At 55.2% G+C, this 22,078-nt stretch carries 20 protein-coding genes and 1 tRNA gene; 9 read left to right on the top strand and 12 right to left on the bottom strand.

The genetic code is table 11. From position 1 onward, the window contains the following. Positions 1-396 precede the first annotated feature (396 nt). From SADFL11_RS25860 to SADFL11_RS14885, 4 genes are all read right to left on the bottom strand, one after another. Positions 397-579: a helix-turn-helix transcriptional regulator gene (locus SADFL11_RS25860; protein ID WP_081450635.1), complete on the bottom strand. Its 183-nt coding sequence runs from the start codon at positions 577-579 to the stop codon at positions 397-399. A gap of 77 nt (positions 580-656) precedes the next feature. Then, positions 657-1,454: a hypothetical protein gene (locus tag SADFL11_RS14895; protein WP_008190091.1), complete on the bottom strand. Its 798-nt coding sequence runs from the start codon at positions 1,452-1,454 to the stop codon at positions 657-659. Beyond that, positions 1,451-2,806: a tyrosine-type recombinase/integrase gene (locus SADFL11_RS14890; RefSeq protein WP_008190512.1), complete on the bottom strand. Its 1,356-nt coding sequence runs from the start codon at positions 2,804-2,806 to the stop codon at positions 1,451-1,453. The genes SADFL11_RS14895 and SADFL11_RS14890 overlap by 4 nt, the downstream gene beginning before the upstream one ends. A 74-nt stretch (positions 2,807-2,880) precedes the next feature. After that, positions 2,881-2,970, bottom strand: a tRNA-Ser gene (locus SADFL11_RS14885). Between the two features lie 477 nt (positions 2,971-3,447). Here SADFL11_RS14885 and SADFL11_RS14880 point away from each other — a divergent pair. The 5 genes from SADFL11_RS14880 (at position 3,448) to pabB (ending at position 8,697) form a co-directional block, all read left to right on the top strand. Then, complete coding sequence (locus tag SADFL11_RS14880; RefSeq protein WP_040451402.1) at positions 3,448-3,774, top strand: hypothetical protein; 327 nt, start codon at positions 3,448-3,450, stop codon at positions 3,772-3,774. Positions 3,775-3,928: 154 nt separating this feature from the next. Beyond that, positions 3,929-4,585, top strand: coding sequence for a peptide-methionine (S)-S-oxide reductase MsrA (gene msrA / locus SADFL11_RS14875; protein ID WP_040452793.1), 657 nt, complete (start codon positions 3,929-3,931; stop codon positions 4,583-4,585). A 213-nt stretch (positions 4,586-4,798) separates the two neighbouring features. Beyond that, positions 4,799-5,119 carry a hypothetical protein gene (locus SADFL11_RS14870; RefSeq protein WP_134853041.1) on the top strand — a complete coding sequence of 107 codons (321 nt, stop codon included), beginning with the start codon at positions 4,799-4,801 and terminating at the stop codon, positions 5,117-5,119. Beyond that, on the top strand, positions 5,119-6,609 hold the full coding sequence (locus SADFL11_RS14865; RefSeq protein WP_134853040.1) for a methyl-accepting chemotaxis protein: 1,491 nt from the start codon (positions 5,119-5,121) through the stop codon (positions 6,607-6,609). The genes SADFL11_RS14870 and SADFL11_RS14865 overlap by 1 nt, the downstream gene beginning before the upstream one ends. 243 nt (positions 6,610-6,852) lie before the next feature. Then, positions 6,853-8,697: an aminodeoxychorismate synthase component I gene (pabB, locus tag SADFL11_RS14860; RefSeq protein WP_008189837.1), complete on the top strand. Its 1,845-nt coding sequence runs from the start codon at positions 6,853-6,855 to the stop codon at positions 8,695-8,697. A gap of 8 nt (positions 8,698-8,705) precedes the next feature. Here pabB and SADFL11_RS14855 read toward each other — a convergent pair whose 3' ends face one another. Next, a complete protein-coding gene (locus tag SADFL11_RS14855) occupies positions 8,706-9,362 on the bottom strand; it encodes a nucleotidyltransferase family protein (RefSeq protein ID WP_008191378.1) in 657 nt (218 codons plus the stop codon). Between the two features lie 195 nt (positions 9,363-9,557). On the opposite strand from SADFL11_RS14855, the gene SADFL11_RS14850 reads away from it, so the two are divergent. Beyond that, positions 9,558-9,896: a hypothetical protein gene (locus SADFL11_RS14850; protein ID WP_134853038.1), complete on the top strand. Its 339-nt coding sequence runs from the start codon at positions 9,558-9,560 to the stop codon at positions 9,894-9,896. A gap of 60 nt (positions 9,897-9,956) precedes the next feature. On the opposite strand, the gene pheT is transcribed toward SADFL11_RS14850, so the two are convergent. The 4 genes from pheT to SADFL11_RS14830 form a co-directional block, all read right to left on the bottom strand. Next, positions 9,957-12,374: a phenylalanine--tRNA ligase subunit beta gene (pheT, locus tag SADFL11_RS14845; RefSeq protein ID WP_008194607.1), complete on the bottom strand. Its 2,418-nt coding sequence runs from the start codon at positions 12,372-12,374 to the stop codon at positions 9,957-9,959. 56 nt (positions 12,375-12,430) lie between these two features. After that, a complete protein-coding gene (locus SADFL11_RS14840) occupies positions 12,431-13,096 on the bottom strand; it encodes a hypothetical protein (RefSeq protein ID WP_008189410.1) in 666 nt (221 codons plus the stop codon). Between the two features lie 27 nt (positions 13,097-13,123). Then, positions 13,124-14,206, bottom strand: a complete 1,083-nt coding sequence (gene pheS, locus SADFL11_RS14835) for a phenylalanine--tRNA ligase subunit alpha (protein ID WP_008189980.1) — start codon at positions 14,204-14,206, stop codon at positions 13,124-13,126. 328 nt (positions 14,207-14,534) lie between these two features. After that, complete coding sequence (locus SADFL11_RS14830) at positions 14,535-15,470, bottom strand: LysR substrate-binding domain-containing protein (protein WP_008196439.1); 936 nt, start codon at positions 15,468-15,470, stop codon at positions 14,535-14,537. A gap of 134 nt (positions 15,471-15,604) precedes the next feature. On the opposite strand from SADFL11_RS14830, the gene SADFL11_RS25315 reads away from it, so the two are divergent. Further along, positions 15,605-15,742: a hypothetical protein gene (locus SADFL11_RS25315; RefSeq protein ID WP_167578991.1), complete on the top strand. Its 138-nt coding sequence runs from the start codon at positions 15,605-15,607 to the stop codon at positions 15,740-15,742. A gap of 149 nt (positions 15,743-15,891) precedes the next feature. On the opposite strand, the gene lepA is transcribed toward SADFL11_RS25315, so the two are convergent. Beyond that, positions 15,892-17,697 (bottom strand): translation elongation factor 4, encoded by a 1,806-nt coding sequence (gene lepA, locus SADFL11_RS14825; protein ID WP_040452801.1) that lies wholly within the window; start codon positions 17,695-17,697, stop codon positions 15,892-15,894. Positions 17,698-17,937: 240 nt separating this feature from the next. On the opposite strand from lepA, the gene SADFL11_RS14820 reads away from it, so the two are divergent. After that, on the top strand, positions 17,938-18,456 hold the full coding sequence (locus tag SADFL11_RS14820) for a GNAT family N-acetyltransferase (protein ID WP_040451405.1): 519 nt from the start codon (positions 17,938-17,940) through the stop codon (positions 18,454-18,456). Positions 18,457-18,476: 20 nt separating this feature from the next. On the opposite strand, the gene mepA is transcribed toward SADFL11_RS14820, so the two are convergent. Next, positions 18,477-19,481, bottom strand: a complete 1,005-nt coding sequence (gene mepA / locus SADFL11_RS14815; protein ID WP_407690691.1) for a penicillin-insensitive murein endopeptidase — start codon at positions 19,479-19,481, stop codon at positions 18,477-18,479. 149 nt (positions 19,482-19,630) lie between these two features. Then, the gene (locus SADFL11_RS14810) at positions 19,631-20,716 is read right to left on the bottom strand and encodes a patatin-like phospholipase family protein (RefSeq protein WP_008189022.1); all 1,086 of its coding nucleotides are present in this window, start codon (positions 20,714-20,716) and stop codon (positions 19,631-19,633) included. 285 nt (positions 20,717-21,001) lie between these two features. Here SADFL11_RS14810 and SADFL11_RS14805 point away from each other — a divergent pair, with 285 nt between their 5' ends. Next, positions 21,002-22,045: a M42 family metallopeptidase gene (locus SADFL11_RS14805; RefSeq protein ID WP_008194157.1), complete on the top strand. Its 1,044-nt coding sequence runs from the start codon at positions 21,002-21,004 to the stop codon at positions 22,043-22,045. Positions 22,046-22,078: the final 33 nt, after the last annotated feature.

The raw sequence follows: 22,078 nt of genomic DNA, 5'->3' as shown, positions 1-22,078 counted from the left end.
CTGTAGAAGTATAACTTCTCTTTGTCTGTTGGTGAGGGTTGCTTGCAGGGGTATAGAGCGACGAAAGCCCGGAAGAGAGCTTTCGTCTCCATACCCTTGAACGATCTTGTCCGTCGGAGCCGGGCCGCCGTTAGGGTTCTCGCGATCTCAAGACCAGTGCCGCAAGATTGCTCCCTACTAATTCGCTGGGATCTGGTAATCCCGCGGCCGCACCCTTCGGAGCTTTCGAGCCAGGGTTGCTAGTTTGCGGCGCCCCACAGTATAGCGAAACGTGCCAAAGCACGCCGGGAACGCTGCCGTCATGAAACCGACCATTCCCTAGGTTTGACAGCCGCCCCATGTACGGGCCAGCAGTTCTGTTTATCGAATTGAAATTGGGTGGATCGAATTGGCCTGCTATGTCGTCGCCCTAGAGGCTTCCCATTGTTCGATGTCCGATAGTTTCCATCGTGAGCAGCCTGGGGTTAGCTTCACGCAGCGCGGGAAAGACAGATTTTCGCGGTGCCAACGCCAAACAGTTGGACGGGCGATACCCCAACGAACAGCAAGATCCTGGTCGGAAAGATATGTGATGTTCATGTTCCACATTCCTTGTTTCGAATGCGGACAAAATGTGGATATGGGAGCGCCATGTCCGCCCCAGAAACTTCACTTATCTATTTTTTTGCCGGCAGGATGCGGTTCCAGAATGCGCCGGAATTGACAGATACGGCGCCTTTCATTCCAAAATTTGAATAAACTTCAATGACTTCACAGGCAAATTCGACCATCGGACTCGTTCGTTCAGATGTCCCCGCCTTGTGCGGTGGTTGAACGGCTATTTCTCCGCTTAAGCATTCCCAAAGCTCAATTGCTGCCCGGACTGCGTCGTCCCGATGTGGGGCAGAAGGACGACCACCTTTGCGAGACAATTCCAATGCTTTTGTGAGCACAGTTTGCATCCGCTCCCAAAGATCGTTGGATTGTTTGTTGACCGGCCCGATAGCGAGTTGAGTCGTCTCACCCAGCGTCCAGCCGGTGATATCAAGCGCCTCCTCTGCATCGGCCTCAACTACCTGTACTGGTAAAGTCGTTTCTCGGACGGCTTCTTGCCACAGTTGAATGTTGCCAGTTTCAATTGCCTTCAGCTTTTTGCGGATGACGGATGAGGGACTTTGCTTCTCTGTGTATGAATTGGAAGGGCCAGCGTCCGAATCTTTTTGCAGAGCTTGCCAAACTGCACAATGTGAGCATTCGTACGTGACGCTGTCGTCATAGGAAATAACCATATCGACGGCTGTCATTCCATGACGACATTCCGTTTCATAGGTGATTTCTGGAAAGTGTTTTTTGACAACTGTCCAAACCCTCTTCGCTTGTGGCGGAGGGCGCTCTGGGTTCACATCCCAGCCTTCTTCGAAGAATTTTTCAGCGGGATCATAGTCAAGATCTTGAAAAGGATCCCAATCGTTCATCCGCGCATCTCCCAATGAACGATATTTGACGCAGTTGCTCCGCGCAGAAATTCTGCCCAAGCCGACATCATGCCCCGTCGACGTTCAATCAGGTCAGAGCGTCGATATGCACGTTCCACTTCGCTGCCGACACTGTGAGAAAGTGCAATTTCTGCCATATCTCGCGCAAAACCGGACTCCGCAGCCCAATCTCTAAACGTTGACCTCAGTCCATGCGGAACAGCCGGATGTCCATTTCTTGGATCTCGCCAGCCTGGTCTGCCGTTGTCTAATTCTACGCTGTGCATGCGCCGCATCACCGCAGAAAGGGCCATATCTGAAAGAGGGCCTCCCCGCGGAGCCGGAAAAATGAAAGGTGAATCTTCGCGTTTTGGCAGTGCGTCCAAGAGTGCCAGTGCGGTCGCTGATAGGGGAACCCGATGATCTTTGCCCACCTTCATCCGCTCACCGGGAATTACCCACGTTTTCTGTTTGTGATCGATCTCGGACCAAGTCGCTTTTCTGACTTCACCCGACCTCGACGCGCACAAGGCCAGAAATTCCAGAGCGCGCGCTGCTGTTCCGTCGCGTAGGCGTAGGCCCTCAAACCAGCTGTCGGCTTCAACGAGTGCGATTGCCGGCCAATTGCCAGATTTGGCGATTTTGCTTGGCGAGGGCAGGAGCTCCTTTAGGTTTCCTGCCCATCGGGCCGGATTTTCTCCCGTCCGATGTCCGCTCACAGTTGACCAGGAAAGCACCGCCTCAATGCGCCCACGCAACCGGGACGCAGTTTCGGTCTTATCGGTCCAAATAGGTTGAAGTACAAGGAGTATGTCTTGTGTTGTAATATTGTCGACAAGCATCTTCCCAAGGTGCGGTAGGGCATATGTTTGAAGCGTGCTGGCCCACTGCTCTTTATGCTTTTCGTTGCGAAGTTCCGCCGACTTAACAGATAAGTAGCGATCAACGGCATCGGAAAAGCTCAAACCACGCATTTGCGAGGCGACCAATTGAGACTGCAGAGATTTTCGATGCTCAATCGGATCAACACCTTGTCGAATGAGTTCCTTGGTTTCTCTCGCTCTTTCACGGGCTTGGGCAAGTGAAACATCAGGATACCCACCTAGGCCGATGTCACGCCTTTTGTATCCGACCGTGGTCCGCAAAATCCATGTCTTGCCGCCGCTTGAAAGAAGTTGAATAGCTAGACCGGAAACGCCACCGACAAAATGCAGCTCATTTCCGCCTCTGCCAGAATTTTTAAGGCGCTTGACTTCCAGCGGAGTTAGCTCTCGAGCTGCCTTTGGCATGTCGCACCCTTTATTACACCCATCAATAATATTGGCATTGGGAGTGACAAGATGCAACAGCATGCAACGCGAACCAGCAGGAAGCCTAGCGGTTCAGCGAAATTTGTTTCAAGCTGTTTCGGGCAAATACAGAGTAATGGCGGACAGAGAGGGATTCGAACCCTCGATACGGTTGCCCGTATACACGCGTTCCAGGCGTGCGCCTTCAGCCACTCGGCCACCTGTCCGTTGCAAGCAGTGTCCCGCTTGAGTGGGCGCAATATACTGATGCGGCGGATGAAGGCAAGCACCTGATGAAGTTTTTTTTATCCAATTGGTCGGAGCTTAGGGATAGCTGATTTGAACACAGTGAAATGTTTGAATTTATACCGAAAAATGCGGGTTCGATTATCCGGTTTTTGGAGCGATAAAGTCGAAAGTTTTCGCAGGAAGTAGGCGCTTCACCTATGTGAATTGGTTTTTGCAACCGAACTGTTTTGATCTAAGGAATTTCGGTGTCCCGATAATTCCGGTCACTTCGCCTTTAGGGACACGTCGGCTCGAGCGGAAAACACAAAAGTGTTAGCTGACAATACTTGATCAAGAAATTAACGATAATATCTCAAGTCTACCCGGGAAGGTCCGGGCTCCTCAATCGTAAAAACCAAAATTATTATTCAGAAGTTGGGGTGGGGCTGTTGAAGTAGAGACATGACGGTACGGCAATGATAAGTATTTTGAAGTTTTTATTACGGGTGTTGGGTTTCGGGTTGCTTGCAATTGCGATTGTTGTTGGCATTGCGGACGCAAGCCGTTCGATCGCAGAATCGCAAATCATGTTCAAGCCGCTCGGGCAGCTTTGGTTCGAAATGTCACCGGAAACGCTAAATCTGTCTCAAGCTGTGATTCAGAGGTATGTCCATCCAATTGTTTGGGATCCGATGCTTCAAACAGTCTTGACGTGGCCGGCATGGGCCGTCTTTGCGGGTGTCGGGGTGCTGTTCTTGCTCATGGGCGCCCGTCGGCAAAAACGCCGTTTTCGGTATGCTTGAAACTTCAAGACGTGTGAGCTTCGACAAGCATTAGGCTCTGCCCGTAGACAAGCTGCAAAATAGATCCACATAATCGGTCAACCGGTATTCATTTGCGCCGGATCGCAGGTGCATACTCCTGTTGTCAAAAACCTGGAGCGTGATCATGTCTTTCATGACTATGTTGAGCAAAAAGTTCTCACTTCCGACCTCTGCAGAGGCACTTCCAGGCCGCGCGGAAGCCATCGCGCCGGGAGAGGCGCATTTCGTGAATGGAAATTCGATGATGGGTCCGTATCCGGAAGGGTTGGAAACTGTTCTTTTCGGGATGGGCTGCTTCTGGGGCGCTGAACGCCTGTTTTGGACGTTGCCCGGTGTTCACGTGACAGCCGTCGGCTATGCAGGCGGGGTCACACCCAACCCAACCTATCATGAAACCTGCACCGGCCGGACAGGCCACACGGAGGCTGTACTGGTCGTTTATGATCCCGCTCAGGTCAGCCTTGGAGATCTGTTGAAGGTCTTCTGGGAAAATCACGACCCGACACAAGGCATGAGGCAGGGAAATGATACCGGCACCCAGTACCGCTCGGCGATTTACGTGCCGACAGACGCGGCGTTGAGTGAAGCCAATGCATCCATGGCAGCGTATCAGCAAGCGCTGCATGAGAGCGGGATCAAGAACGCGATCACGACTGAAACTAAAAAACTCGACGAGTTTTACTTCGCCGAAGACTACCATCAGCAATATCTTGCGAAAAATCCGGGCGGATATTGCGGGATCGGTGGAACCGGCGTTGCGTGTCCGACCGGCCTCTCGCCCGCAAAATAGGGCTGGTTCCGGACGGACCACAGTCCGAATTCAGTATCCCGTGATTTCCAGACGGCCTGATGAATTTGTCAGGCCGCCGTCAATTGTTACAAGGCGCTTGGAAGCGGTGAAAATCCGACGTTTGTGCCCAGACAAAAAGTTCCAAAATTTCAGGTTTTATTAAATTGCCGCAAGGATAATTACACCAAGTCGTAGTGTTGATTTGGCGAAAAGTTGAGCAATTCCACAAAGCGCTTTGTGGCCCTTTACTTCCTGGGAAGCTGTTTGATCGTGCTGCTCGGGACATTGGTGCCATCAGGAAATGGTCCAGTCGTCGTGTTTGCGAAACCATGGGGGGCGTCCGCCCTTGAGGTTGTCGCGAAAGCGGACGGTCGGATCATGGCCGCGCCAACTGCAACCTGGTTCGCTTTGAGCCAAAGCGCAGACAGTGATTTTGTTCAGCGCCTTTATCAGTCGGGGGCCGGATTTGTTGCGTCCTCTGCCGTTGCCTATGCCTGTGCACGAATAACTGGCACACCCATGGAGACCCAGTAATGAATAACATGGTATCGGCCGTATCTGGCCTGGATGTCTTGCGGGAAAAGTTCTCCCGGATCGTGATTTTTTTCACATGGTTTAACGTCTTTATGGTCATCGGAACGGCATGGGTCGTGGGGAATGTCTCTTTCGTGACCATGTGCGGCGGTGCGCTTCTGCTAGGCGTTGCAGCAACAGCTACCTGGGTCAAGTTTGGTATCGGCGTGGAAACGCGATTGGCAACCGCCATGTCGCTCGCTGGATTGGCGGCCCTGTTCGTTGCAGCACTTCACACACCGAATGTCGAAGCCTCCTACCAACTTGATGGGCACATGTACTTCTTTGCCGTTCTTGCGGTGTTGACGGGTTGGGTCGACTGGCGCGCTCTTGTAGCATACGCGGGCGTAGTTGCCGTGCATCACCTGGGTTTGAACTTTGCAATGCCTTGGGCGGTGTTTCCGGCGGGGGCTGACTTCGGCCGGGTTGTCTTCCATGCCATCATCGTTGTTGCCGAGGTGGCGGCGCTCTGGTGGATTACCAACTTCATCGCAAAAGCATTCGCAGCATCAGATGAAGCACGCGAGGAAGCCGAGGCCGCGCAGGCTGAAACCCAGTCGCTGCAAACGCAGGACGAGGAACGCGCCGAAATTGAGCGCGCCAAGCAGGTTGCAATTACGGAACGTATCGGGCAGTTCCAGTCGGAGATTGCTACAAAGCTGAACGGGGTAACTGCGAAAGTCGAAGAGATGCGGGGCTCAGCTCAGGAGCTCGGCCAAATTGCCGAAGACACGACGGTTCGCGCCACTTCTGTTTCTGATGCCTCCGAGACGGCTTCGTCCAATGTTCAGACGGTTGCCTCAGCTGCTGAAGAGCTGAGCAGTTCGATCAGTGAGATTTCGCGTCAGGTTGAACAGACGACCGGCATCGTGATGAAGGCGACAGAAAACGCACAGACCAGCAACCAGAAAGTTGCTGGGCTTGCGGAAGCTGCGAACCGGATTGGCGAGGTTGTGACCCTAATTCAGGCGATCGCCGAGCAAACAAACTTGCTGGCGCTCAATGCCACGATCGAGGCCGCACGTGCCGGCGAAGCGGGCAAAGGCTTTGCTGTTGTTGCGGCTGAAGTCAAAGAACTGGCAACTCAGACGTCCAAAGCAACGGAAGAAATTGGCGCTCAGATTTCTGCCATCCAGGAGGAAACCAAAGGTGCCGTTGAGTCCATTGGGGCGATCGCGTCCACCATGGATGAGGTCAACAGCTACACGGCGGCCATCGCAGCCGCGGTTGAGCAGCAAGGCGGTGCCACACAGGAGATCTCGCGCAATGTTGCGGAAGCTGCTGACGGCACCGGCCGGGTGGCGACCAACATTGGCGATGTTCGGGAATCGGCAGAACGTACGGGCGCCTCGGCGCGCTTGATGGTCGATGCAACCCAGATGCTCAACGAAGAAGCTGATGACGTGAAGCGGGCGATTGATACCTTCTTGAAGGACGTTGCCGCGGCTTAAACCGCATTGGACTGTTTTGGTCTGACTGCAGCGGCTCATGTTCAGTTGCGTGTGAAACAATCAGATGGCCGGCAAAGAGTTTTGCCGGCCATTTTCGTATTTCCGGGACGAAAGACTTGACCACATGACGCATGAGTGCAATCTGCCGCCTCTTACGGACCGTTGGCCCTCGCTCAGTTCGGTCTAATTGACGGAATAAGCCACCCTCTCGAACCTCGGCGGCAACGGATGTCATCGCGCACCATGAAAACCGGATCAGTTTTGCTGCTCGACGTTTTGAAGCGCCGGACGGCGACCTTGTTCGAAACGCCGGTCGACGTGGTGACATGTTCGCGCTTGGAAGAGGTTGACGGTTGCTTAAGGCAGCTGGAGCGCGCGCAACAGGACGGATACCATTGCGCCGGTTATCTGGCGTATGAACTTGGTTATGCATTTGAGGAAAAACTCAAAACGCGCTTTGAAGAAACCGGCGAACCGCTCCTTTGGTTCGGTCTGTATGAAGAGCGCCAGGACCTCACTCTCGATGAGGCATTTGCAGTCCTGAACGCGGACACCGCAGACGCTCCAAGAAACGTTAGCAAGCCATCTTTTGATATGGCGATAGCAGACTATGAAAATGTGTTTTCTCAGGTCCAGGATCACCTTTCAAAAGGGGATATCTATCAGGTCAATCTGACACTCCGGGCGAGGTTTGGTCATCAAGGTGCGCCGGAGCTTTTGTTCCAGGATCTTCTGAAGCGTCAGCCGGTGGAGTTTGCAGCTTTTATGAAGCTGGAAGACCGGACGGCATTGTCATTGTCACCGGAGCTTTTCTTGGAGCGCACCGGAACGACGCTACGGACACGGCCCATGAAAGGCACAGAGCCGCGTGGCAGGTTCGCATCCGAAGACGCTCGCATTGCACGGGACCTTGCCCAGGATCCCAAGCAGCGATCAGAGAACATCATGATTGTCGATCTGATGCGCAACGATCTGTCCAGGATCGCAGAAACAGGGACAGTCCAAGTCACCAAGCTTTGCGACGTCGAACGGTACCAGAGTGTCCAGCAGATGACGTCGACAATTGAAGCGCAAGTTCCAGCAACGACCGGATTTGCCGATATCATCCGGCATTTGTTTCCGTGTGGCTCGATCACGGGCGCGCCAAAACTGAGCGCAATGCAGATCGCTCACAACCTCGAAACAGCACCACGTGGGGTTTATACCGGCTCGATCGGATTTCTCACACCAACCGGAGATTTCTGCCTGAACGTGGCAATTCGGACGTTGGTATTACGGCAGGATGGCACGGGAGAAATTGGGACGGGATCCGGCGTTGTGTTCGATTCCAAGGCACGTCCCGAATACGACGAATGCGCATTGAAATTGAAATTCATGACGGAAGATCTGCCGGAGTTCGATCTCATCGAGACCATGGCGTATGATCCAGATGTTGGGTACCTGCTGCTTGAGCGTCATATGCAGCGGCTGCAAAAGTCCGCAGAATACTTCGGGTTTCAGTTTGACCTCCAGACAGTTCTGGATCGCCTGGAGACCGCCGGCGAAATCTATCGCGGCCCGCAGCGTGTCCGGCTGTTGTTGAGCCGTTCAGGCGACATTTCCGTCTCGGCAACCGAGTTGCCGCCGGCAGACCGCGGATCTGTCTTTAATCTGATGCTCGCAACAGAAACCACACGGTCGAGTGACCGGTTCCTCTATCACAAAACGACCAACCGATCCTTCTACGACGAGACCCGCATCCGGTATCAAGCCGAAACAGGGTGCCAGGAAGTTATTTTCTTGAATGAGAGCGGATATCTCACGGAAGGGTCCTATACAACACTGTTCCTAAAAATCGACGGCAAGCTGCTGACACCGGCGCTGGAACACGGCGTATTACCGGGAACGTTTCGTGAGGGGTTGCTGGAGGCCGGCTATGCGGTTGAGGCTGATCTGACGCCGGAAGATTTGGAAAGAGCCGAGGCGGTGTTTGTCGGAAACTCTGTCCGCGGTTTGGTCAGAGCCCGCATGATTGCGGCCGAGAAAGTCGAACCGTCATCGCCGGTACTTGAGGGCATTCCGTTGCGAGAGACGCGGCGCTTGGGATAATTCTGCTGTTAGCCTGATGCTGCTGATACATCCCATGGGATAACGTCAAGCTCAGGCCATAGCGCCTTCATTCGTGCAGCCTTCTCCGCGTAGGTTTCCTGATTGGGCTGTCTGTAGTTTGGGACCAGCCGCATCGCGAAAATGTTTGCAAGTCCAAATGGCGCGTGAATGCAAATCTGATCGTCCTTACCGAGTTGCGCAGCAACGGCATGGGTACGCGCGGCGTAAGTCGTCAGCGAATCCATCGCACAGTCAAGCGGCCTGTAGGGTCTTCCGAATCTCTGTTCATACCAGAGATGGACACGGGCCTGATTGCGTACTTCCACGAGCTCTCCAAGGTCCGGAAGTGCGGACTGCACCTGCTGGATCACCGCATCTTCGCCTTCGTAAGTAAGGTCGCGTCCATCGAAATAGATGACGTCGTAGTCCTTTATCCCGTGATCTAAAGGCCGGTCTGTGATGACGTTCCAGATGGTCTGGTAAATGCCGCCCGATACAAGCCAGCCGTCGCGGATCTGGAGGTCCTTGATGCATTGGAGAATATCCATAACGCGCGGTATTTCCTGAAGAATATTGGTCAACGCTTGGACGCGTTCGAGCTCCGGTGTCTTAGCAATATCCGCAAGAAGAGAGAAGTCTTTGGTGCGCGTGATGGAGGTGAGCATGGAACGTCCTAACCCAAGAAAGGCATCAACCCATAGGCGATTCTCGCCCGCCTGTCTTCACGCAGGCTTGTGTGCGCCAGCTACCAAACATGCTTTCACTCAGTGGCAGAACGGTTAAAATTGACGCAGTGTTTCAACTTGATCTGATTGGCCACGGCGCCATTGTTGTTTCATCTTGATTTTGAGGAGGCGCCCATGGCACGGCAATTCAGAAGTACATCTAAGCGGTTTTGGTCCCGGGCCGTTCCCGCGGTTACAGCGTTGGTCGCAACAGCAATCCTGACCCTTCCGGCAGATGCACAGAGCCGGCGCGCAAATTCCACATCATTGACTTGCGCGCAAGCGCAGTCCTTGATTGCTCAGCGCGGCGCGGTCCTGATGAATACCGGTCCGAATACATTCGACCGTTACGTCAATGATCGTGGATCTTGTCAGGTCAACGAGTATGCGAAAACCGACTTCATTCCCACAAAGGACAAGAAGAAGTGCTCGGTGAAACGTTGCGAAAGCATTACACCGTTTTCAGTCCCGTAAGACCGGAGCCAAACGATTTGCGCTGCCGCTCAAACAAACGCGCGGCAGCGCTTCTTTTCCTTAGCCGCGAAGTGTGCCGCCGGTCGCTTTCTCGACATTGGCGATCACCTTTTTGGAAACCGCATCGATTTCTTCATCCGTCAGCGTCTTTTTGCGCGGCTGAAGAACCACATCGATCGCAACCGACTTTTGACCTTCTGGAACACCGGTTCCCTCGTAGATATCGAAGAGTGAAATGTCTTCGATAAGGCTCTTGTCAGCCCCGCGGGCAGCCTTGAGGATCTTGTCGGCGGTGACAGCGCTATCGACGAGGAACGCAAAATCGCGGCGAACCGGCATCAGATCAGACGCATTCAGGGATCCCTTTGAGCGGCCTGCCTTGGCTTTTGGCTGCGGCAAAGCATCAAGATGGATTTCGAACGCGACAAGCGGACCCTCAATGTCCATCTTCTGCAGAATTCGCGGATGGACTTCCCCAAATACGGCAAGCGTGTTTTTCGGACCAAGCTTCAAACACCCGGAACGGCCCGGGTGAAACGTATCCGGTGCATCGGTGAATACCTGGAGCTTGTCGACCGGAGCACCAATGGCAGCCAGCGCTGCTTCCGCATCGGCCTTGGCATCAAAGACATCGACAGCGTCTGAAGTGCCGAACCAATGCCGCCCGCTTCCGGACAATTTTGCTGTTCCGCGGCGCACGCCAGCAGCCACGATCTTTTGTCCCTCTGGGGTATCTGACTCGAAGACCTGGCCGATTTCGAAAAGGGCCACATCACCATAGCCACGATCGGCATTGCGCTGCGCTGCCATGAAAAGACCAGGCAGCAGGCTTGGACGCATGTCCGACATCTCCGGTGAGATCGGATTGGCCAAAGCGAGCGTTTCGTTGCCACCGCCGAAAAGAACAGCATGCTCCTTCGGAATGAAGGACCATGTGACGGATTCGTTGAACCCGCGTGCGGCCAGCGCACGGCGTGTCTTGTTGCGGCGGATCTGGCCCGGTGTGAGCACGGTTTTAGCGACTGTGCCCAAGCGTGGCAGAGGTGTTGACGGAACCCGATCCAATCCAACGATCCGCGTGACTTCCTCAACCAGATCAGCCTTGCCTTCAATATCCGGGCGCCAGCTGGGTGCGGCCACTTTAACAGTGTCTCCGGACCCGGAAATCCAGAAACCGAGGGCCTTCAGAGTCACATTTGCCTCAGCCGGTGCGAGGTCGATGCCCGACAGCCGTTTGATCTCGGAATACGGGAAGTCGATGATGTTGGTGCTGTCCGGGATGTCACCAGTCCGAATGGTTTCAGATGGCTCACCTCCGCACAGGTCCAGCACCAAGCGGGTTGCATATTCGAGGCCTGGCATCATGTAGTCCGGATCCACACCGCGCTCAAAGCGGTAGCGTGCGTCGGTGTTGACGCCCAATTTCCGGCCGGTGGCCGCGATGCCGTCTTCGTCCCAAAGTGCCGATTCTATCAGAACGTTGGCCGTATCCTCTGTACAGCCGGAAGGCTCGCCGCCCAGGATGCCTCCAAGGCTCTCCACGCCATTGTCATCCGCGATCACGCAAACTGTGCCGTCGACGTCATAGGATTTTGCATTGAGGCCGTCGATCTTCTCGCCAGCCTGACCTCGGCGCACAACCAGGTTGCCGTGCACCTTATCCGCATCGAAAACGTGAAGCGGGCGGCCCTGATCGAAGGTGATGTAGTTGGTGATGTCGACCAGGATGTTGATTGGACGCAAGCCGATCGCTGTCAACCGATCCTGAAGCCATTGCGGTGACGGGCCGTTCTTGACGCCTTTGACCATCCGCAGGCCGAAAGCCTTGCACATCGGCTTGGTGTCGCCGAAGTCGAACTTAACATCGACCGGGCAGGGGTAAGCGCCGCGGATCTGCTCGTGAGACCGTTCCTTCAGCTTACCGAGTCCAGCGGCCGCGAGATCACGGGCAATTCCGTAAACGCCGGTACAATCCGGACGGTTCGGAGTCAGGCCGATCTCGATCACAGGTTCGTCCAGTCCTGCCCATTCGGCATAGTTCACACCAACCGGGGCATCGTCCGGCAGATCGATGATGCCGTCATGCTCGTCGGACAACTCCAACTCGCGCTCCGAGCACATCATGCCGAAGCTTTCCACATCGCGGATCTTGCCGACAGACAGCGTTACATCCAGGCCGGGCACGTAGTCGCCAGGTTTTCCGAGGACACCAACAAGGCCCGCACGCGCGTTCGGGGCGCCACAAACAACCTGAACCGGCTCGCCGTCACCGGTATCTACCTTCAATACGCGCAGACGGTCTGCGTTCGGATGTTGTTCAGCTTCCAGGACTTTCGCGATCTTGAAAGGCTTGAGGCGGTCGGCACGGTTCGTAACCTCTTCCACCTCAAGGCCGATCATGTTCAAGCGGTCCAAGATGTCCTCAAGGCTGGCATCCGTGTCCAGATAGTCCTTGAGCCAGGACAGAGTGAATTTCATAACAAGTCTCTTTATCAATCATGCGGCGAGGGCCGCGAATTTCGTTCAAGAAGCGATTACTGGTTGAATCGGTCCACTTCGGGAATGACCGTTGCTTCGCCGTAATTCTCCGCAAACCGGCGCCCGATTGCGGACAAGTCGCGGGTCCAGTCGGTCACCATTGCCGGTGTGATTTGCTGACCCGTTGCAATCGATTGGGCAGCTTCCGTTTCGATCCGGTCGCGCAAGATGCCAAGCTCGACTTGCGCAGCATATTCAGCCCGGTATTTACCGAGCCAGCCCATTGCAACGATGATCACCATCACTAGCAAAGCCGCCGTGCTTGTCAGGCTTGCCCACTTTGCTGTGCCGCCAATACGGCGCTCACTTGCGATCAGCACGATCGAGGCGATCGTCAGGAACGCCACAATATAAATCGCCTGCAGAAAGCTCTCGTACTTGTCGGCAGAACTGGTCTCGTGAGAGGCCCGCAGACGTGTGATCCGGTCTCTGAGGTAAAGCAGTGCATCGGCCTCGGTCCCGAGCTTGTCGCGAAAATAGGTGTCACAGAAACGAAGTCGGCCACGTTCTTCGATCTTCTCGGCACAGGCCTCCAGGAACGAAGTGGGTGCAGCAACGCGCGCGTCACGATCAGACGTTTGGCTTGCTGTTTGTGCGGCCGCCGGCAGAAGGCTTGCGACAATCAAAACAGTTGCGACACAAAGACGGGTCAGGACTGACATGAAGAATGCCCCTTTAAAGATCCCAAGTTAGCTGGACAGCCCGCCGAACAGGGTCGGCAAGTCGAGCGGCCGGAAACCATAGTGCTGGATCCAGCGGACATCTGCATCAAAGAACGCGCGCAGATCGGGCATACCATATTTAAGCATGGCGATACGGTCGATGCCCATGCCCCAGGCGAAACCCTGGTAGACATCCGGATCCAGTCCGCAGTTGCGGATCACGTTCGGATGCACCATTCCGCAGCCGAGAATTTCCAGCCAATCATCGCCCTGACCGATTTTGACTTCGCCGCCGGACCTGTCGCACTGAATGTCGATCTCCATGGAAGGCTCGGTGAACGGGAAGAAACTCGGGCGCAGACGCATCTTGATATCGTCGACTTCGAAGAACGCCTTGCAGAACTCTTCCAGGATCCACTTCAGGTGACCAAGGTGGCTTTCCTTGTCGATCACGAGGCCTTCGACCTGGTGGAACATCGGCGTATGGGTCTGGTCGCTGTCGCAGCGGTAGGTCCGGCCGGGAATGATCACACGGATCGGCGGTTCCTCGGTACGCATGGTGCGAATCTGAACAGGCGACGTGTGGGTTCTCAAAAGCAGGCGCTCACCGTCTTCCTTTTCATTGAAGAAGAAGGTGTCGTGCATTTCCCGGGCAGGGTGGCCTTCCGGAAAATTGAGCGCCGTGAAGTTGAGTTCATCCGTCTCAATGTCCGGACCTTCCGCAATCGAAAAGCCCATATCGGCGAAAATTGCGGTCAGTTCGTCGATGACCTGGCTGACCGGGTGAATGCGTCCGGTGTCGGTCGGGGACGGCCGCATCGGCAACGTGACATCGACTGTCTCGCTCGCCAGCCGGGCTTCTAGCGCGGCTTCCGCGAGAACGTCTTTGCGGGCCGAGACGGCATCAGTGATTTTCGCCTTGAGGCCATTCAGCGCCGGGCCCATCACCTGGCGTTCTTCCGGCGTCATCTTTCCAAGCGTCTTCATTTGCTCGGAGATGCTGCCCTTCTTGCCAAGCGCAGCGACCCGCACTTCTTCCAAGGCGGATTCGGAACCGGCTTTTTCAATGGCTGCGAGGAGTTCGGATTCAAGAGTATCGAGATTGGACATGCGTGCTCAGGTCGGTTCGCGCGCGGTGCGCGGTGTCTTCGAAACAGAAAGTTGGGGTCTTTTAGCGAATAATGGCGCACAATGCCACGGCTTCGAACGCTTTATTGCGAGAGCCCCAAGGATGATGTTCGCGCTGGAGAAATCTGGCGCGTCAGCGCATAAATCGCCCGCAAGCAGGGCCCTGGCACTCGGCAAACCGCCGCGTCCCCGAGGCGTCGGCAACGGAAGCGCATAAATGGCAAGCAGCCGCGTCGGTGTGGGCCAGATAATTCATTCGGCAAGCATAAGCGGATGCTTGATCAAAACAAGAAGAAACGTATGCGGGGGATCAGTCTGGGCCCTGGCGTTGCGCCGGGGCCACATCGCTTCCCTTGGGACGGCCGATTGATCGCTGTAATTCGCTCGTGAGCCATGAACCGAATGCATCCTTTGCTCGTGTCCGCGGCACATTCTTGCCGCTGATCAGCCAATATCCGAGACCTGTGGCTGGCCGTTCAGGAAACGGCGCGATCACCTGCCCGGAATTGACGGCGTAAACGGCTAGTGTTTCCCAGGCAAGAAAAACTCCTTGGCCCGCGATTGCAGCGTCCATGCATAAAGAGCCGTCGGAAAAACTCGGACCGTCCTGAAGTATGCTTTCATCAAGGTCAAAGAGGTCCAGCCAAGTCTTCCAGGTAAACATCTGGCCAGGGTCGCGAATGATGGGCAGCTTGCTAATGTCTTCAGGGCGCTTGATCTGTTCCGCCAGTGCCGGGCTACAGACTGGGAAGACCCTCTGATTGAGTAGCTTTTCTGCATTCACGTCCGGATAGGGGCCGTGGCCCACGCGGATACAAAGGTCGACATCGCTTGTGTTCGGGTCCGCCAGATCGACGGTTGCCTCCACCCGCACCCGAATGCCCGGGTGCAATTTGTTGAAATGTTTCAGGTGCCAGACAAGCCACTTACCCGCAAATACCGGTGCGACGGAAATCGTCAATGCATCCTCGCGGCCACGCTGTGTGATGGCAACGGCCGTTGAGAAGGAAGAGATTCCGGACGTCAGATGGGGCTGCATTGCCTGTAGGTGCGGGGTCGGGACAAGCAGTCTGTTTTTCCGCTCGAACAGCTGAACGCCAAGCTGGGCTTCTGTTTTCTGGATCTGCTGGCTGACCGCCCCGACCGTAACGCCGAGCATGTCTGCTGCTGCTTTCACTGAGCCCAGGCGCCCCACGGCTTCCACGGCGCGTAGGCCGGACAAATGCACTTGATTGAGTGTTTTCATATTAGAAAAACTAAACTGAAAATCAGAATAAGTCGATTTTTATATGGAAAATATGCGCCTATATATAGTCATGCTAAATTCAAGAATTAACGAATTTGGCCATGAGAAAAACAACAAGAAGGAAAATAAAGATCATGTTGAATTTGTTCAAACGCCGTCATTTGACTGCTCAATCTGGAAACAGCTTTGACCGCCGCGACCCGCTGGCGCACCCGGCAATCCAGCGCATGAGCCCGCGTGAACTGGCAGATTTGCCGTTCAACCGGCGCTAAGCCAACCGGCCGGTTTTCGAACCGGCCTCTAGACTTCTGATCGGCCATGGCCGGTCGGTTTAATCACTGGAATAGAAAACGGCGCCTGGGTGAAAACCCGGCGCCGTTTCTGTGTGTTGTCTTTTACAGGCAAGCGGTACAGAAACTACTCACTCATCCATCTTGAGGGCTTGAATAAAGGCCTCTTGCGGAATTTCCACCTTGCCGAACTGGCGCATCTTCTTCTTGCCCGCCTTCTGCTTTTCCAGAAGCTTCCGCTTACGGGTGGCATCGCCGCCGTAACACTTCGCGGTCACATCCTTTCGCAGTGCAGACAGGGTTTCACGGGCAATCACCTTGCCCCCGATCGCAGCCTGGATCGGGATCTTGAACATATGCCGCGGGATTAGCTCTTTCAGCTTTTCCACCATCGCCCGGCCACGTCGCTCCGCCTGAGACCGATGCACCAGGACTGACAATGCGTCGACCGGTTCGTCATTGACGAGGATCGACATCTTGACGAGGTCTCCAGCCCGATAGTCGGAGATCTGGTAGTCGAAGGATGCGTAGCCCTTGGAAATCGACTTCAGCCGGTCGTAAAAGTCGAAAACAACTTCGTTGAGCGGCAGATCGTAAGCAACCAGCGCGCGGCTGCCGACATAAGATAGATCCACCTGGATGCCGCGCCGCTCCTGGCACAGTTTCAAAATGCCGCCGAGATAGTCGTCCGGCGTCATGATGGAGGCGCGGATCCATGGCTCGCGGATTTCAGAGATCTTCACCACTTCCGGCATGTCGGCCGGGTTATGCAGATCAATGTCGGTACCGTCGGTCATGGTCATTTGGTAGACCACCGATGGCGCTGTCGCGATCAGATCGAGATTGAATTCACGGGACAAGCGTTCCTGAATGATTTCCAGGTGCAGCAGCCCCAGGAAGCCACACCGGAAGCCGAAGCCGAGTGCCGCCGATGTTTCCATTTCAAAAGAGAAGCTGGCGTCGTTGAGACGAAGCTTGCCCATGGCAGCCCGCAGATCTTCAAAGTCGTTGGCATCAACAGGGAAGAGACCGCAGAAGACCACAGGCTGAGCCGGTTTGAAGCCGGGGAGCGCCTCGGTGCAAGGTTTTTTCTCAAGGGTGATGGTGTCGCCGACGCGTGTGTCGGCCACTTCCTTGATGGACCCGGTAATAACACCGATCTCGCCGGCCTTAAGCTCGTCGACCTGCAAAAATTTCGGTGTCATGACGCCGACCCGGTCCACGTCATAGGCAGCGCCGGTGCCCATCATCTTGATCTTCTGGCCCTTTTTGAGAGAACCATTGATGACCCTAACGAGAACCATAACGCCGAGATAGGTGTCATACCAGCTGTCGACCAGCATGGCCTTCAGCGTGTCGTCCGGATCGCCTTCCGGCGCAGGAAGTTTTGCAACGATGGCTTCCAGAACCGTGTCAACACCAAGACCCGTTTTTGCCGAGATCATGCAGGCTTCAGAGGCATCGATGCCGATGACATCTTCAATCTGTTCCTGGATCCGTTCTGGTTCGGCCGCAGGCAGGTCAACCTTGTTCAGGACAGGAACGATTTCATGGTCGTTTTCGATTGCCTGATACACGTTTGCAAGGGTTTGCGCTTCCACGCCCTGGGACGCATCGACCACCAGAAGCGAGCCCTCGCACGCTGCAAGTGACCGCGAAACCTCATACGCAAAGTCGACGTGGCCCGGAGTGTCAATCAGGTTCAGAATATACTGCTGACCGTCCTTGGCATTGTAGATCAAGCGCACGGTCTGTGCCTTGATCGTGATGCCCCGCTCGCGCTCGATGTCCATGGAATCGAGGAGCTGTTCGGTCATTTCCCGATCGGTCACAGTGCCTGTCATCTGGATCAGCCGGTCAGCAAGCGTCGATTTGCCGTGATCGATGTGGGCAACGATTGAGAAATTGCGGATGTTGGAAAGCGTCTTCGTCGTCATGGCGCCCATTTACCACCGCAATCCCGTTTCTACCAGAGGATTGCGGCGCGTTGCTGCGGAAAAGCGAAGGAATAATTGTGCTGGGTTCTGTTTTCAGGCTCAGCACTTCATTCAAGGTGCGCGTATTGGCCGCGGATGCCTGACATTATTGCGTAATTTCCGCTCGACCAGTACGATCAACAACGAAACATGTGGCCGTCGGTATTCTGCCGTGCGCCTTTACAAAAAGATGATCGTTTTATGCCACTCAGAGATGCCGAGCCGGGCGATATACCGGCGATTCTTGCGCTTTATAATCAGGCCGTCCGGGAAACAACAGCGGCTTGGACGTCACAAGAAGAAACGCTGGATGAACGCATCACCTGGTTCGAAACGCGTCAGAACGCAGGCTGGCCGGTCATCGTCGCGACCAGCCCGGAAGACAAACTGATTGGCTTTGCCAGCTATGGAGCGTTTCGCCCGCGGGAAGGCTATCGCAAGACCCTCGAACACACAGTCTATGTTGATCCAGATTTCCAAGGGCAGGGGATCGGGGCAAAGCTTTTGCAACAGCTCATCGATAAAGCGCAGGCGCAAGAGGTGCATGTGCTTGTCGGGGTGGTCGATGGAGACAACACCGCATCAATTGCTCTTCACAAAAAGCTTGGATTTGAAATCGCCGGCAGGTTACCGGAGGCTGGAACAAAGTTCGGCCGCTGGCTGGATCTGGTTTTCTTGACGAAAATCGTCACGCCCGGTTTGGACAGTCCGGACGTTTGAAGGGGAGCATTCTGCCCCTATCAGTTCGCAGTCAGAACACTTTGACAGGCCGTTGGTAACGCTGCCAAGGCCATCGGTCGTTTCTTAACGATTTTCGGTTTTTCACCGGCTTTGGGCGGGTTCTTTGGAACCCAAGGCTCATCGGAGAGCCAGTAGGTCAGGTGTTCACCGCAGCCATCGCCCGGCGGCGGCGGGTTTTGGTTTTTGCAGCCGCCGCTTCCAGACGGGCAGGAGAGCCGCACATGGAAGTGGTAGTGATGTCCCCACCATGGGCGCACCTTGCGAAGCCAGGCCCGGTTGCGGCTGGTTTCAAACTCGCATAGTGCCTTTTTGATGGTCGGGTTCACGAAGATCCGGGCAACCCGTTTGTCTGATGCTGCGCGCCGGATCAGCCGTGCATGTATATCGGTCCATTTCTTCGGATCGACTCTGCGGTCCGCGCCTTTCACATCAAGCCGGCCTTTCAGCATGGAGATCGCAGAAATCTGTTCCCGCTCTTCGGGCGTCAGCCGGCGCTGCGGCATTTCGGTCAACCAGATGTCGGCATCCAGGCCAATCTGGTGGCTGGCATGTCCTGACACCATGGGCCCGCCGCGCGGCTGTGCAAGGTCACCCACGAGAAGTCCGTTCCAGCCAAGGCCCGGTGCGTCCTTGGCAAGATCTTTGAGAAAATCGATTAACTCCGGATGGCCCCAGTTGCGGTTGCGTGACAGACGCATTGCTTGCCAAGTCGGTCCATCGGTTGGCAGCATGGACCCGCCGGCAAGACATCCCTTTGCATAGGAGCCAATGGCGCGGGCTTTCAAAGGGGCAGGACCGTCCACATAGCCAAAATAGTCCTTGGCGGGCTGACTGCCACGCAACACGAGCTTAGGCTTGGACGGTTGATACCCCTCCGGTACGGCCCGCTTTTCAGCCGGAATTGGAATTCCGGCCACCTTCTGGACCGCGGAAGCCGTTGTTGGATTGACCGTGCCGGGTTTTGCAGATGGAACGGGTTCTGCCGCAACACCTGTCAAAGGCAACAACGGGAGTGCGCCAAAGGCAAAGACGATTGCCTTAAGCGTGGTTTTTTTCCGGCTTGCGAAGTTGCGATGTGTCACGGCGGACCTCATGCTCTGTGGCCGAAACCAAGTGCACAAAGATGCTGGCTCCTGAGGTTTCGGGCGCCCTTTTATGCAGCATGCCCCAAAACGGCATCGCTGGCATCTTTTTCCCGCGTTTCCGCGTGATCCTTCAACAGATCTGCAAGGTTATCCAGAAGCACCGTATTGTCGCGGATCATGCGATCGGCAGCACCGTTCAAGGTCAAAATATTGCCTGGGCGTGCGTTGTCGAAGTCTTCAGCGCTCGCCTCTAGCTCCCCTTCGATCCTATGATAGGTGACATTGGGCAGCTCATTGAACAAGTGGGTCGCCTGATAGGATGCCGTCTGGGTTTGGCCATCTGAGAAGATCGAAAGGATTGGCACACCCTTGGACGGCTGCATCCAACCAAGGGCTCCCCAACCAACGGCCTCCTGATAGGAGAAGTTTCGTTCTTGAGCACGTCCCGTCCCGAGCGAAATGATGACCAACTCTTCGGTATCCCAACCAAGTTTGCGCGCTTCCAGATAGGCCGCAATGGTCGGATCGTTCATGAAGACGCCACCGTCCACCATGGGTTCTTCGCGCTTGCGGGTCAGGTTTTCGATTTTTGCCGGTTCGAAATAGGAGGGGGCTGCGGTTGTTGCCCGCACAGCCTGCCAGAAATAATAATCGTCAGGCCGGCTGCCGTTTTGCTCCAGCCCATTGGTCATGAACACGGCCTTGCGCTGCTCAATGTCATAGGCGGTGAGCACCAGCTTGCACAGGCCGCTTGCCATGGACGTCCATCCGAATTGCTCCTTCAGGATCTTTTCTAGAGGACGGGCATCATAGGTTTCATCGAAAAGACCAAGCGGATTGGTGAATGCACGGGCAAGGCGCGCGCTTAGCGAGTATGAAAAAACCTCGCGGGCATCGCGCTCATAAAATGTCCGAAGTTCGGAGATCGTTGCCGCGGCTTCTCCCTTGTTGCCGCCAGGCCTTGGGGCGGAAAGTCCGGCTGCAATCAAACCGCCGGTCGAGGTGCCGGCCATGAGATCGAAGAGCTCGTGCATCGGCTGCGTAACGCCACGGTGCACGAGGCGGCTCTCCAGAGACTCCAGAATGCGCAACGGGATCAGACCCCGGACACCACCACCATCAATGGAGAGTATGAAGCGCTTTTTCTGGGTCATGAAAAATCCCCTTGTTCAATTGATGGGTTTCCAGTCGACTTGCCGTAACGTCGCCTGAATGCCTTGTTTTACCAAAACCAATTATTTGACGGGAATTGCGTCACAGCAATGGCAGTTGGTGAGATTCAGCCGCAGAATGCCAACATAACTTGAATTTGGTAAATCTTGTCGCGGTATGTGGCGCTTTTCTAGGCGATAGAAGAAGGCCTGTTTGCACTCAGCCTTTGTCCAGCCTGAGATTTCAGAGTAGGATCGCGACGATTTTCATACCAAACAGGACATTCCATGAATATCGATCTGCTTCGACGTCTTTGTGAAACACCAGGTGTGCCGGGTCATGAGCATCGGGTTCGGGATTTGATCAAATCCGAAATCGAAGGGCTCTTCGATGAGGTGACAACGGACCCCATGGGCTCGCTGCTTTGCCGCCGGAATTCTCGCAAGAAGCCGAAGAAAGGGGACCCGAAGAAGGTCATGCTGCTGTGTCACATGGACGAGATCGGTTTTTTGGTTTCGCACGTGACCGACAAGGGCTTTGTGCATGTTCAGCCGGTCGGTGGCTTTGACGCGCGCAACCTGTTCTCCCGCCGCGTGCTCGTCTCGACGGACGATGGCGACTACAAGGGCGTCATGAACCCCGGCGGAAAGCCAATCCACATTTCTTCTCCCGAGGAACGCAAGAAGGTGCCCGAGCCCAAGGACTTTGTCGTGGACCTGGGTCTTAGAGACAGCACCAAGGATCTCATCAAGGTCGGTGATATGGTCACCATGGATGAGCCTTTGATCGAAATCGGCGAAAAGGTCGTGTCAAAGGCGCTGGACAACCGGATTGCCTGCTGGCTGGGGATCGAGGCCATCAAGGCGCTGGGCAAATCCAAGCACGAATGTGAAATCCATGTCGCCTTCACCTGCCAGGAAGAGGTCGGTCTGCGGGGTGCACGCACCGCGTCCTTCGCAATCAAACCGGACATCGGACTGGGCATCGACGTTACACTGGCCTGCGATACGCCGGGAGTTCCGGAACAGGATCGCACCACGGTGCAGGGCGAAGGGTTCGGCCTTCATGTCAAGGACTCCAGCTTCATTGCCGATCGTGATCTGGTGAAGGAGATTGAAGCGCTGGCTCAGAAGGAAGAGATTTCGTATCAGCGCACAATGCTTGCAGCAGGTGGTCAGGACGGTGCGGCTGCTCAGCAGGCGGCGGCTGGTGCGAAAGCTGTCGGGATCGTGGTCGGCACCCGCTACATCCACACGGTCACCGAGATGATCCATAAGTCAGACCTTCAGGCAGCCCTCGACATTCTTGCCGCGTATCTGAAAAAAGCTTGATGATGTGTCTGCTCAGGGCGCGTTCAGTGCCCT

It is taken from the genome of Roseibium alexandrii DFL-11, assembly GCF_000158095.2.
GTDB lineage: Bacteria > Pseudomonadota > Alphaproteobacteria > Rhizobiales > Stappiaceae > Roseibium > Roseibium alexandrii.
This window is presented reverse-complemented; position numbering and strand designations above follow the sequence as displayed.

Excerpts from the sequence above, each read along its gene's own strand:
- SADFL11_RS25860 (WP_081450635.1), bottom strand. The coding sequence starts at position 579 with ATGAACATCACATATCTTTCCGACCAGGATCTTGCTGTTCGTTGGGGT.
- SADFL11_RS14895 (WP_008190091.1), bottom strand. The coding sequence starts at position 1,454 with ATGAACGATTGGGATCCTTTTCAAGATCTTGACTATGATCCCGCTGAA.
- SADFL11_RS14890 (WP_008190512.1), bottom strand. The coding sequence starts at position 2,806 with ATGCTGTTGCATCTTGTCACTCCCAATGCCAATATTATTGATGGGTGT.
- SADFL11_RS14880 (WP_040451402.1), top strand. The coding sequence starts at position 3,448 with ATGATAAGTATTTTGAAGTTTTTATTACGGGTGTTGGGTTTCGGGTTG.
- msrA (WP_040452793.1), top strand. The coding sequence starts at position 3,929 with ATGACTATGTTGAGCAAAAAGTTCTCACTTCCGACCTCTGCAGAGGCA.
- SADFL11_RS14865 (WP_134853040.1), top strand. The coding sequence starts at position 5,119 with ATGAATAACATGGTATCGGCCGTATCTGGCCTGGATGTCTTGCGGGAA.
- pabB (WP_008189837.1), top strand. The coding sequence starts at position 6,853 with ATGAAAACCGGATCAGTTTTGCTGCTCGACGTTTTGAAGCGCCGGACG.
- SADFL11_RS14855 (WP_008191378.1), bottom strand. The coding sequence starts at position 9,362 with ATGCTCACCTCCATCACGCGCACCAAAGACTTCTCTCTTCTTGCGGAT.
- SADFL11_RS14850 (WP_134853038.1), top strand. The coding sequence starts at position 9,558 with ATGGCACGGCAATTCAGAAGTACATCTAAGCGGTTTTGGTCCCGGGCC.
- pheT (WP_008194607.1), bottom strand. The coding sequence starts at position 12,374 with ATGAAATTCACTCTGTCCTGGCTCAAGGACTATCTGGACACGGATGCC.
- SADFL11_RS14840 (WP_008189410.1), bottom strand. The coding sequence starts at position 13,096 with ATGTCAGTCCTGACCCGTCTTTGTGTCGCAACTGTTTTGATTGTCGCA.
- pheS (WP_008189980.1), bottom strand. The coding sequence starts at position 14,206 with ATGTCCAATCTCGATACTCTTGAATCCGAACTCCTCGCAGCCATTGAA.
- SADFL11_RS14830 (WP_008196439.1), bottom strand. The coding sequence starts at position 15,470 with ATGAAAACACTCAATCAAGTGCATTTGTCCGGCCTACGCGCCGTGGAA.
- SADFL11_RS25315 (WP_167578991.1), top strand. The coding sequence starts at position 15,605 with ATGTTGAATTTGTTCAAACGCCGTCATTTGACTGCTCAATCTGGAAAC.
- lepA (WP_040452801.1), bottom strand. The coding sequence starts at position 17,697 with ATGACGACGAAGACGCTTTCCAACATCCGCAATTTCTCAATCGTTGCC.
- SADFL11_RS14820 (WP_040451405.1), top strand. The coding sequence starts at position 17,938 with ATGCCACTCAGAGATGCCGAGCCGGGCGATATACCGGCGATTCTTGCG.
- SADFL11_RS14810 (WP_008189022.1), bottom strand. The coding sequence starts at position 20,716 with ATGACCCAGAAAAAGCGCTTCATACTCTCCATTGATGGTGGTGGTGTC.
- SADFL11_RS14805 (WP_008194157.1), top strand. The coding sequence starts at position 21,002 with ATGAATATCGATCTGCTTCGACGTCTTTGTGAAACACCAGGTGTGCCG.